The organism is Pantoea sp. Ap-967 (genome assembly GCF_011752565.1).
GTDB lineage: Bacteria > Pseudomonadota > Gammaproteobacteria > Pseudomonadales > Pseudomonadaceae > Aquipseudomonas.
Genome location: NZ_VWXK01000120.1, coordinates 1 through 225, shown reverse-complemented (window position 1 = coordinate 225; position 225 = coordinate 1). Strand labels below are relative to the sequence as shown.

1 protein-coding gene is annotated in these 225 nt (G+C 57.3%); it reads left to right on the top strand.

Annotated elements, in window-relative coordinates; all coding sequences use genetic code 11:
* Window positions 1–225: hypothetical protein (locus F3J45_RS30675; RefSeq protein ID WP_167070886.1), on the top strand; the 225-nt coding region annotated here is incomplete at both ends.

Below are 225 nucleotides of genomic sequence, written 5' to 3'. Positions count from 1 at the left end.
TGGATCTGACTGGCGCGACCAATACCGCGACTGTCGAAGACACTATCGACAACACCACTGTGGCCGTCAGCTCGCTGCCAGCGAAAGAAGGCGATGAAAACGTCACCTTCAACTTCCAGCTGAGCAATCCGCCGCAGGGTGCGACCACCCTGACAGTTAACGTTGGTGGCACGATCTACACCGTTACCGTTGATGCGGACGGTAAGGGCACCCTGCAGGTACCAA